This is a genomic window from Candidatus Phytoplasma pruni, from assembly GCF_013391955.1.
In the GTDB taxonomy this organism is placed as follows: Bacteria; Bacillota_I; Bacilli_A; order Acholeplasmatales; family Acholeplasmataceae; genus Phytoplasma.
In genome coordinates this window covers 1-10,427 of the sequence record NZ_JABUOH010000049.1, presented here as the reverse complement: position 1 = coordinate 10,427, position 10,427 = coordinate 1, and the positions used below count along the sequence as shown (strand labels likewise).

15 protein-coding genes are annotated in these 10,427 nt (G+C 38.8%); all 15 read right to left on the bottom strand.

Features of this window, described 5'->3' with window-relative positions:
- Nucleotides 1–691: 691 nt before the first annotated feature.
- Nucleotides 692–1,612: a hypothetical protein gene (locus HR065_RS02220; protein WP_178734275.1), complete on the bottom strand. Its 921-nt coding sequence runs from the start codon at nt 1,610–1,612 to the stop codon at nt 692–694.
- A 407-nt stretch (nt 1,613–2,019) separates the two neighbouring features.
- Nucleotides 2,020–2,475 carry a Panacea domain-containing protein gene (locus HR065_RS02215; RefSeq protein WP_178734274.1) on the bottom strand — a complete coding sequence of 152 codons (456 nt, stop codon included), beginning with the start codon at nt 2,473–2,475 and terminating at the stop codon, nt 2,020–2,022.
- A 150-nt stretch (nt 2,476–2,625) separates the two neighbouring features.
- A complete protein-coding gene (locus tag HR065_RS02210) occupies nt 2,626–3,228 on the bottom strand; it encodes a DUF2963 domain-containing protein (RefSeq protein WP_178734273.1) in 603 nt (200 codons plus the stop codon).
- Between the two features lie 117 nt (nt 3,229–3,345).
- Complete coding sequence (locus HR065_RS02205; protein ID WP_178734272.1) at nt 3,346–3,870, bottom strand: Panacea domain-containing protein; 525 nt, start codon at nt 3,868–3,870, stop codon at nt 3,346–3,348.
- Nucleotides 3,871–4,037: 167 nt separating this feature from the next.
- Nucleotides 4,038–4,394 (bottom strand): hypothetical protein, encoded by a 357-nt coding sequence (locus HR065_RS02200; protein ID WP_178734271.1) that lies wholly within the window; start codon nt 4,392–4,394, stop codon nt 4,038–4,040.
- A complete protein-coding gene (locus HR065_RS02195; protein WP_178734270.1) occupies nt 4,369–4,599 on the bottom strand; it encodes a hypothetical protein in 231 nt (76 codons plus the stop codon). Before HR065_RS02195 ends, HR065_RS02200 begins: the two co-directional genes overlap by 26 nt.
- A gap of 156 nt (nt 4,600–4,755) precedes the next feature.
- Nucleotides 4,756–5,022 carry a hypothetical protein gene (locus HR065_RS02190; RefSeq protein ID WP_178734269.1) on the bottom strand — a complete coding sequence of 89 codons (267 nt, stop codon included), beginning with the start codon at nt 5,020–5,022 and terminating at the stop codon, nt 4,756–4,758.
- Between the two features lie 167 nt (nt 5,023–5,189).
- Complete coding sequence (locus tag HR065_RS02185) at nt 5,190–5,492, bottom strand: DUF2963 domain-containing protein (RefSeq protein WP_178734268.1); 303 nt, start codon at nt 5,490–5,492, stop codon at nt 5,190–5,192.
- 106 nt (nt 5,493–5,598) lie between these two features.
- Nucleotides 5,599–6,141, bottom strand: a complete 543-nt coding sequence (locus HR065_RS02180) for a DUF2963 domain-containing protein (protein WP_178734267.1) — start codon at nt 6,139–6,141, stop codon at nt 5,599–5,601.
- Nucleotides 6,142–6,657: a DUF2963 domain-containing protein gene (locus HR065_RS02175; protein ID WP_178734266.1), complete on the bottom strand. Its 516-nt coding sequence runs from the start codon at nt 6,655–6,657 to the stop codon at nt 6,142–6,144.
- Nucleotides 6,658–6,760: 103 nt separating this feature from the next.
- Nucleotides 6,761–7,561, bottom strand: coding sequence for a toxin-antitoxin system YwqK family antitoxin (locus HR065_RS02170; protein ID WP_178734265.1), 801 nt, complete (start codon nt 7,559–7,561; stop codon nt 6,761–6,763).
- A gap of 186 nt (nt 7,562–7,747) precedes the next feature.
- On the bottom strand, nt 7,748–8,218 hold the full coding sequence (locus tag HR065_RS02165) for a Panacea domain-containing protein (protein WP_178734264.1): 471 nt from the start codon (nt 8,216–8,218) through the stop codon (nt 7,748–7,750).
- A 118-nt stretch (nt 8,219–8,336) separates the two neighbouring features.
- Entirely contained in the window at nt 8,337–9,200 is an 864-nt protein-coding gene (locus HR065_RS02160) for a DUF2963 domain-containing protein (RefSeq protein WP_178734263.1), read from the bottom strand.
- Nucleotides 9,201–9,300: 100 nt separating this feature from the next.
- Nucleotides 9,301–9,687: a DUF2963 domain-containing protein gene (locus tag HR065_RS03810; protein WP_420885489.1), complete on the bottom strand. Its 387-nt coding sequence runs from the start codon at nt 9,685–9,687 to the stop codon at nt 9,301–9,303.
- Nucleotides 9,688–9,982: 295 nt separating this feature from the next.
- The coding region (locus HR065_RS02150; RefSeq protein ID WP_178734262.1) for a hypothetical protein at nt 9,983–10,427 on the bottom strand (445 nt) is incomplete at its 5' end.

The window sequence follows — 10,427 nt, the reverse complement described above, 5'->3', positions numbered from 1 at the left end:
CGTGGTGTGTTTGGGATTTGTTGTATCGTGAGACAGTGTTTTTTGGGATGATGGTTTTTTTTGTAGGTTGTTGGTTGAGGTGGGTTGAAAGGGTGGTTAAGATGTTTAGTTATACTAATATTTTTGGCGGGGTAAATTAATGAAATTGAGGAATGCAAAAAAAATAGATGATTTTTGGGGTTAAAAAAATTTGGGGAGGGATTTGAAAAAAATTATTGCGCCAGGATTCCGACCGAAAAAGGGGGGTTTGAGGCTAATGGGGGGATTTGTTTGTGTTTTGTATGTTTGTAAAAAAGTTTTTCGTTTTTGGGTTGAGATATTATTGATAATATTTTAATTATCGTCAATACAAATACAACACGCCCAGGAATTTCTTTACAAATATCGATTTTTGTAGAAATGTTCTTCTTTTTCAATAAAGAATTGTTCCGATGTTCGTAGAATCTTGTTTATTTATATATATAGATACCTTTACCAGATATAAAGAGGCAGATATCATGTGTCTACCTCATAATCGGTATCTATATAAATATAAAATATCGGGGGTCGGAGTTGACGGATTGAAGGTTGATAAGAAAGATTGGGAGGTGTTTGTCATGTGATAGTTGCATGTTAATTATGCGATAATTGTGTGTTTGTTAATTGATAGTCGCATGTTAATCATGTGATAGTCATCCTTTTGTTGCCTATTTTAGGATGAAAATGAATTTTCTATGAGAATTTTTTGGATTTTTTCAAATGTTTTGATATCAAATCTTTGAGTTAATTGTTGTTGTAATTGATTGATTTCTTTGATTTTAGCGGGAGATAATTGGGTTGTGTGATCTAAAACGATTGGTTCTTTTTCAATTGTGCCGTCTTTTTGGTTTCTTTCAATTAATAATTTGTAATATTTTTTACCTTTTAAATCTAGGTAATATTGGGTGTTATTTTCTTGATGAAATAAAGTGTTAGGACTTAAAGGATATTCTTTGCCGTCAAAATTAAACCATTTTTTATCCGAACGTTTTTTGATAACAGCGTAGCCGATGCCTTTTCGTTGGCGGTAGATGAATTCGTTGATGATGGGAAGATCTTCTTCGCGGTAATATAGGATGCCAGTAGAGGTGTTTTTATAATTAGTGGGGAATAACTTGTTGTATTTGTCTTTTTTGTGAGGATCTAAACGTAGTAATTTTAAAGTGTTTAATTTGATGGTAGGAATAGCCGCGAGAATGTTTTTGATGCGGTTTTTTTGTTCGTTTTTGTATAAAGTTTGAAAGATGGGTTCTGATGATAGAGTGTAGGGATTGATGGGGGATTTGTGGGACTCTTTTTCCGGGGAGTGGGGTGTTTTTGTGTCTTTTTTGATGATTTCTTCTTTGAAAGATTGGATTTCTTTTTGGATTGATTCGTCGGTGAAAAGAGTTTTTTTGCGGGGGTTGTAGTTCGCCTCTTGATAATGTTGTTTGTTGGTTTTGTGGGTAGTGATGAAAACATTATAGATAAAAGGTGTTCCTAGGGTTTGTAAAAATTCTTTGATTTGTTCTAAATCGTTGGTTGTGGTGTTTGTATTCTTTTTGGCGGAGGAATTGCCGCCTGCTTTAAAAATTTGTTCTTTTTCTTGGTTCATTTTTGTTTTCTCCTTTGATTTTTATGGTTTAAAATGAGATTTTGATAGTTAGTTGATAATTTTATCAACTATGGAATTAAGTTGGTTAATTGAGGTGGTTTTAGAGGTTATTGGTTGTTGTTAGATGGATGGTTGGTAGTGATTTTGTTTGGGTAGGTTGATGTTTGGAGGGCGTTGTGTCAATGCCTGAACGTTGTGTGTTTGTTGGAACGTTGTATGGATTGGGGGGTTGATATTCCTTTTAAAAAAATGTTTTTGATGTTTGATTATTGTGTTTTTGTAGGTTTGTTGGTTGTTTTTGAGAAATTGATGGTGGTTTTGGAAAGGTGTTTGCGGTATAAAGGAGAGTGGGTTTTATACCGTAAATTTTTTTATATACCGTATTTTTTTGGGGAGTGAATGGGTGATTAAAGAGGGTGTGATTGATAGTATTTTTGGATTGCTTTGTTGGTGATTGCGTTTATTTGGATAGGGAAGGTGAAAGTGTTGAAAGCGTCATCCCAAGGGTCGGAGTTGATGATTTGTTCTGCTAAGACGTTAGATGGATGATGACCTAATTTTTTTATGATGTAATCAAGGCTTTGTTTTTGGGAGGAGGTTAATTTGGCGAGATTGCCGTGCGGATGTGGGTTGAGAGGTTCGTTGGTGTGGTGGCGGTAGAAAAAATATAAATCTGGAATGATGGGTCCATAAACCCAGGCTTCGATTGCTTCTTGAAATAAAGGTTGGTGGCGATTGATTAAATGGTGGGTGTGGGAGTAGTATATTAAATAATTTAGTTTGAGGAAATTGATGGGTTTGGTTTGATTGATGATGTAATTGCTGAGATGAAGAAGGTTGTGGAATAAAAATTTGTTTTGCATAGGTGGTCCTTTCTTGGGGGGATGTTGATTCATTGTTGGATGTTGTGTTAATGCCGGGGCGTGGTGGTGGGTTGGATTGTTGTTGATTTTGGTTTTTTTTATTAGTAAAATTTTAATTTTTAATATTCTTTTTCTTTCGTTTTTTTAGGATTATTTTTTCAAATGATGAGAAAAAGGATTTTTAGGCGTTGGTATTTCATCAAGATTTGTTGATGGTTTATTTATAGGGAAATTGATTGTTTTTAAAACAGAACCATCAGGGTTGTAAGAGGTGTATTTGGTAGAAATACCGTTTGTAGGTTCGTATTCATAGATGTAATTGATTTTTTCATTAAAGTCGTACCAAATTGATGTGATTCTTTTTTCGGATTGGGGGTCGTGAAGATTGATATAACGAAGAGAACCATCAGGATGATAGAAAGCGGATTTAGTGATTTTGTTGGTTTGAGAGTCATAGATGCGGATGTAGCGGATGGAGCCGTCGGGGTTGTAGAAAGTGGATTTGGTTTTTTGGTTTTCGGAATTATATTCATAAATAGTTTGAGGATGTTCGCTGATAATTTCTTCGGGGAAAAAGATCATAGTTTTGAGGAGGGATTTTGTTTGAGGGTCGAATACTCGAACACCATAGATAGTTTCGTTGGGATTGCAATAAATTTCTTTGATGATTTGATCTAAATGGTTGTATTCGGTGATAATTTTGTAGTCATTGTCATCAATATAAGTTAATTCTTTGTATGTTTTTTGTTTCATTTTTTGTTTTCTCCTTTGGGGTTTTTGATTATTTTTGAGATTGTGTTGATGCCTGAACGTTGTTGTATTGATATTTTTTTGTTGGATGGTGGGGTGGATTATTTGGTGGCGGTTTATTTATAATTTGTTTTGACGATAATATTCATAAATGTTGTTTTGGGGGATGATTCTCTCTTCGAAACGTTGATTCAATCGCCAAGCATTGATCCAAGGATCTTCTGTGTGGCTTTTGTCGGTTAATTGGACGCTGGACCAAGAACCGTATTTTTTTAAGATGTATTTGATTGATGTTTGTAATGAGGGTTTTACATCTATTTGGAAGTTGATTTGGGAGAAATCAATTCGGATGGGTTGTGTTTGATACCCTATAAACAGAAAATATAATTTAGGGATGACAGGTCCGTAAGGCCAGGCTTCGATGGAGGAATTGATGATTGCTTCTTTTTGTTTGGTTTTTACTAAATGATGGATGTGGGAGTAGTAAACTAGTTTTTGGAGTTTAAGATTGGTGATATCTAGGATGTTTTGTTCTTGGGCGGTTTTTAATAAATAAAATGTGCTTTGAATTAATCCTGGGTCGTGTTGGGATAAATGGTCTAAAACGCATTGTTCGTAGGGGGAGTTATTTTGATGGTGGGACATGGTCTTTGTTTTCCTTTTCTTTCTTTGTTTTTTGTTGAGATTGTGTTGATGCCGGAGCGTGTGTGTTGTGATTGTTGTTATATTATTTTGTGTGTGGTGGATGGTGGGATTGTTGTTTTTATTTCAATGAAAAAGACCCCGGGGATGGGGTCTTTGGGGGGATGGGGTTATTTTTTGATGTAGAGGATGGCGGTGTTTTTGAAATGTTGACTATGGGAGGTAGGTTGGATGGTGTAGGTGTTGGTGTTGGTGAATAAACGGTAAACGTAGTATAGACCGGTGTTGTAGTCAATTATTTCTAATTCTGAGGCTTGTTCGCCGAATATTTCTTTTAGTTTGTCGTGAATGGAGGAGATGGTTTGGCAATTTTGGAACCGTTCGTCTTGGGGAGAGATGATTTTAGCGAGATTTTTTCTTTTGATGGTGGGGGTTGAGGGGATTTTTAAATTCAAAAGAAGGGGTGTTTCGTAGGAGTGGGTGGTTTTATGCCAGGAGGGATTATTTTGATTGTTCGGCGAGTTCATATGGTATTGTAATGTTAATTTGACTGGGTGTTAAATTATTGTCTTTATATACTGATGTTGCTTCTTTATTTTCTTCTGCACGCATGATGTCGGCTTTTAATTTAATTTTGTGTTGGATTTCCAAGGTTTCTTTGGCTGTTATGGCAGGTTTGTCTGTGTCGGAATATTCTTTCCATTGGTCGCCTTGTTTGTAATAATGTTTCACTTCTAAAGCTTTTTTTAATAAACCAACTATTAATTCCTCATTTGGTCCACTAATGCCTTCTTGCTCGATTTCGATGCTGTCAGTTATGACCTTTTGGTTGATTTCTAAATAGGCTGTTTGAGCGCTTAAATTTTTGACGGAAACAGTATAGATAAGTTAGTGGGTTTCGTTGTCTTTAAGAAAGACTCCTTCTGGGGCTAATGAACCAGTTGTTGCGTCGATTACTTTCCATTCAATTAAATTGTCGGGAGTAGATGGTTTGATGATGGATAATTGTGCTGCGGCACGAGTGTTGTGCCACCAGAAAGCAGCGGAGGCGGAGGCAGAGATGATGAGGATGAGGATGAAGATTAAAAGGGGATGGGGTTTTTTGCCGGAGCGTGTGATATTTGGTTGTGGATTTTTGTTGTTTGTTGTTTTCATGATATGTTTTCCTTTCGTTTGGGGGATGTTTTTTTATTTTATTTTCGTAGTTTAGAGTCGGTTGCGGACTTGGGGTGGGTTGTTGGATGGGGGTGTTGTGTTAGATGCCGGGGCGTGTTGTGTTGTTGTTGATTTGATGGAGGGTGTTGTGGTGGATGGGGGGTTGATTAATAGAGGGGGAAGTGGACTATTTCTTTGATGGAATTGTCAGGGTTGAAGAGAGTGGTTTGGGTTTTGTGGTCGTTTTGGGGGTTGTAGTAGGTGATGGCTTCGAGAAAACCGTCTCTTTCGTAGATCATTGTTTTGATGCGGTGTTGGGTTTGAGAGTGGTAGGTGGTGATGGAGCGAATAGGACCGTCGTTGTAATGACGGATTTCTTTGATGATTTTTTCAGTTTGGGGATTGTAGGAGGTGATAATTTTTTCGCCGAATAGACAGTAGTGGGTGATGAATTTGATTTTGGGGGACATAGGATTCTCCTTTTTTATTTGATTTCTTTTTATTTTTTTTGTTTGTTTTCTTTTTATTTGGGTTTTATTTTTGGGTGTTGTGGGGGATGCCGGAGCGTGGGGTGTGTTATTTGTCGGATGGGGTGGATTGATATTCTTGGAGGGCGTCTTTGTATACTTGTTGGGCGAGTTGGTGTTCTTGGAGGGCGAGTTGTTTGATTTTTTCGTTGGCGGTTTTTTGTCTGGTGGTGGTGTTTTTACCACGGCGAGTGTGGGTGTGATTGCCATATTCGAGGTCGTAGTAGGTAATGTAGGCAATGGTGCCGTTTTTTTTGTAGCGGGTGGTTTTGACGGGATTGCTGGTTTGGGAGTTGCATTCGTCGATGCGATCGAGAAAGTTGTCAGGATAGTAGGAAATGTATTTGGTGGTATTGCCAGAATGAGGATCGTAGAGGGCGATGTAGTCGGGCGAACCATAGTCGTCGTAGGTGATATGTTTGATTTTGTGGTTGGTGTTGGGATCGTAGGTGGTGATGGATTTGAGATATTTATCTGTGAGGTCGTAGCAGATACGTTTTGTTCTATTGTTGGTGATAGGGTCGTAGTGGGCGATAATTTTTTCGCCGAATAGTTCGTAGGTGGCTTTTGTTGGGGTGTTGTTGTTTGTCATTTATTTGTTTTCTCCTTTGGTTTTTGTTTTATTTGGATTGTTGTGTTGGATGCCTGAACGTTGTGTGTTGGGTGGTTGTTGGATGGAGGTGGATTGATATATTTCGAGAGCTAGTTGGTATTCTTGGAGGGCTAGTTGACGTTCTTCGAGGGGGATTTTTTCGTAGCGGAGGGTGGATAGGCGACGTCCGTATTGGGGTTCGTAAAATGCAATAATAAAGTCGATGAAACCGTTAAAATCAAACACGTCGATAGATTTGGTGGGCTTACCAGTTTGAGAGTCGTAGATAAAGATATCGGCAACATCACCGGAGTAGTAGTAAAGAATGTCTTTGGTGGGATTGTTAGTTTGGGGGTCGTAATAGGAAATGGAGTGGAGGCAACCAGCAGGGTAGTAGGAGGTTTTTTTTATTTTTCGGTTGTTTTTATTGTATGCGGTGAAGGTTTTGTAGCCATTTTTGTTAGTGTAGGTAGTTGTTTTTTTTACTTGAAAATTGTTATTTTGATTTTTTGTCATTTTTTGTTTTCTCCTTTGATTTTTGTTTGATTTGGGTTGTTGTGTTCGATGCCGGAGCGTGGTGTTTGTTTTTGTTGTATGGAGGTGGTTGTGGAGGAGGGGGTTATTTGTCGGCGTTGGGAGTTTCGGGGATGAGGTACCCTATTTTTTTGTTGGTAGGATCTAAAATGTCGATATTGCTGTACGGGTTGCTTTTGAGATGAAGTTTGGTGTGGAGAGTGCCGTCGGGGAGATAGATGGTTTTGGTTATAAGTCTTTGGTTTTTGTACTCACAGATTTGGTGGATTTGGGTGTGGTTGGTGTCATAATAGGTGATTTGTTCACCGTCGGGGATGATGGGTTTGCCGTCTTGATATGGGATTATTTCTTTGATGGAACCGTCGGGATTGTAGTATATTTTTTGTTTTTCGTTGAATTCGTAATCATATTCTAGAATGGAGCTGATGTCTTCACCGTTGATGTAGTAATTTGTTTCCTTTTTTAATTTGCCCCAATCTTGGTAATCTGCATCATGGATAGTGGTGTATTCCCAAACTGATGCTCTGGTTTGTTCTTTTTCGCGGTAGTTCGTTTGTTTTAAACGTTGTATTTCATATGGTAGTTGTTGATAGATGACTTCGGCGCGGATTTTTTTGTTGTCGTAGTCGTAATAAATAATACTTTTTAAATGGATGTTAGTTTGAGGGTCATAAATTCTTTCTTCGTCGTAGTCTTCGCTACTCATCGGGAAAACTAGTTCGCGGGTGCGGTTGCCGTTATCGTGGTAGTGGATTTCACCGACGTAGCACCCGTCGTTGTATAATTTTTCTTTTATCTTGCGACCGGTGGTTTGGTTGTAGGAGGCGTAATGTTCTATTACGCCGTCTATGTTGGATGTAGGGGGATATTTTAATTCTTTTGTCATTTGTTTGTTCTCCTTTGGATTGATTTTATTTTTGTGGTTTGATTTTTTGCCTGAGCGTGTGGTGTGTTGGATTGTTGTGTGAATGTGGGTGGTTGATGGATGGAGGGTTTTGTGTTGGATGCCGGGGTGTGTGTTATATGTGGTTGTTGGATGGTGGTGTTGTGGGGTTTGAGGGTGGTTTTGGGGTTAGATTTTGTTTTTAGGTTGAGAGTGGACGTATAAGATACTGGTGTCGGAAATAGGATTTAAGGACCAGTCGAGATGTTTCCAATGGTTGGACCAAGGGAAGGCTTCTTTTTTTAATAAGAGGGTTAATTGATCGGGGGTCAAAGAGCCATATTTTTTGATGATATAGTTCATGAGCCGTTTTTGTTGAGAGGTGAAAGGGGTTGGTTTGGTGGTTAAAGATACATTAGGAATGGGGTTGGAGGAGTATTTGGTTAGATTTTGGCATAGAGAAGGGGAAACTGGTCCGTAAGTCCAAGCTTGGAAGTCGTTTGGAAAGAGGGGAGTTTGACAATTTACCAAATGTTTGGCGTAAGTTAAAAAAGTTAGCTTTTGGAGTTTCATAGAGGTGTAATCGTTTTTGTTTTGTTTTTGGATTAAGTAATTCGCGACATCGAGGATGTCGATTTGAGGAGGTGGGTTGTTCGGCATTTTTTGTTTTCTCCTTTGATTTTTGTTTTATTGGGGTTGTTGTGTTGGATGCCTGAGCGTGTGAATTTGCGGTGTATTTTATTGATGTGGGTGGTTGTGAATTTGGGTGTTGTGGGGGTTATTCGTCGTCGTTTCCGTCGTATTCGTGGTCGGCATCGGGGGTGTCGTAGTGGTTGTAGTAGGGGGATGGTTCTTCTTGGAGTGGGTTGCCGTGTTCGTCGATTTCGAAAAATTCGCCGTTTTCGAAACTGTAATTTTTAAGGGAAAAGAGGGTGCCGTCTTGGAGATAGATTGCTCTTTTGCGGACTTTGGAATTGCGATAGACTTCTATGATGTGGGGTTTTGTTTCGGCTGCGTCGTAGTAAATGGTGTACTCTCCGTCCGGGATGATAGGTTTGCCGCGTTTGTAATGAATGGTTTTTTTGATGGAGTTGTCGGGATTGTAGAAGGTCATTTTGGCGATTTTGTTAGATTCTAAATCGTAATCCACGATATAATTGATGTCTTTGCCGTTGTGATAATAATAGATGACACGTTGTAAGATGCCTGTTCCAAAATGTTTTTGATTTTGGGGGTCGTTGGATGGGGTGGTGTATTCATGGATGGAGGCGATGGTTTGTTCTTTTTCGCGGTATTTGGTGATTTTGAGATAATCTAGAAAAAAGCCGGGCTGTTGAAACAGAGTGATCGCTTTGATTTTTTTCTTTTTGTAGTGGTAATATTCGATCATTTTGATGAGATTGTCGTTGTTGGGATCATAAATTTTTTCTTTTTCGACATAACCGGTCCAACGATTACAAACCAATTCGCGACGGCGGTTGCCGTTATCGTGGTAGTGGGTTTCCCCTTCGTAATTGCCGTCGCGGTGGCGGATGGTTTTTGTTTTGCGGCCGGTTGTTTGATTGTAGGTAGTGTAATATTCGCGGTTGTTTTCTAGATAGCGTGTTTCTGGGTATTTTAGGTTTTTTTTGTTGTTTGACATGGTCTTTGTTTTCCTTTTCTTTTTTTTGTTTTTTGTTGGATGTTGTGGGGATGCCGGAGCGTGGGTGTTGGTGTGGGTTGATTTGATGTGGTGGGTGGTGTTAATAGTGGATAGTGCGGGATTGGGGGTCGTCTTTTTTGGGGTTGTAGATGAGGATAAATTTGATGGAGCCTTTGGGGTAGTAGGTGGTGGATTTGATGAGTTTGCCGGAGTGTGGTTTGAATTTTTCGAGGGTTTTGATGTTTCCGTTAGGGTAGTAGGAGGTGAATTTGGTTTTGTTTCCTGTTTGGGGGTGGTATTCTTCAATATGATAAGTACGACCATCATGAAACCAGGTGGTTTTGATGAGATTGTTGTTTTCGGGGGAATATTCTTCGATGTAGTGAATAGATTCATCGGGGTTGTATTCAGTGGAAGAAATTATTCCATCAGGTCCGTATTCATCGATAGTTTTTGTACCGTCAGAGTTGTAGGTGGTTTCTTTGATTTTTTTATTAGTTTGAGGGTCGAAAATTTGGATGAAGTAGAGATAGTAATTGTTTTTGTTGTCGAAATCAGGGGGATCGATATGAGATGAATAATGTGTTTTTTTGGTGATTTGATTTAAGTTGTTGTATTCGGTGATGACTTTGTAGTCGTTTTCGTTGATGTGAGTGGTTGTTTTGTTGTTGGGGGTTGAGTTTTCTGCCGGGGGGTTGATTGTTTTTGGGGTGTTGATTTTATTTGCCGGAGCGTGGTGATTTTATTTTTGTTGGATGGTGTGGGTTGTGGATTTGATGTGGTTATTCGTTGTCGTCGTAGTATTTGTTGGGTTGTTGTTCGGGGTTGTAGTTGGCGATTTGCGTTATGCCGTAGTATTTGTTTTGATAAAAAGAGGGGAAATGGGAAGGTATTTGGGGAGGTTTATCGAGACTCAGAAAATCCATTTGCCATAAAGGATCGTATTCGCACATGCCTAATAGTTCGCCGTCAAGTTGCCAGTATTGCATTATTTCTTGGTCGTTGAATTCGTAAACATGGGGTTGACCGCTGATATCGTAGAGAATGCGGGTTTGGGAACCTAATAAATCTTTGAGTTCTTCGCCGGTGCAAAAACTTTCTGGTTGAAAGAGACAGTTCTTTTTCCAGGCGGTCATTTTTTGGATGTATTCTTGTTCGTTCTTATTGTCGTTTTCGTTTTGGACGTTAGGTAGAGAAGTTAATGGGGTTATAAAACATTTTTGATAG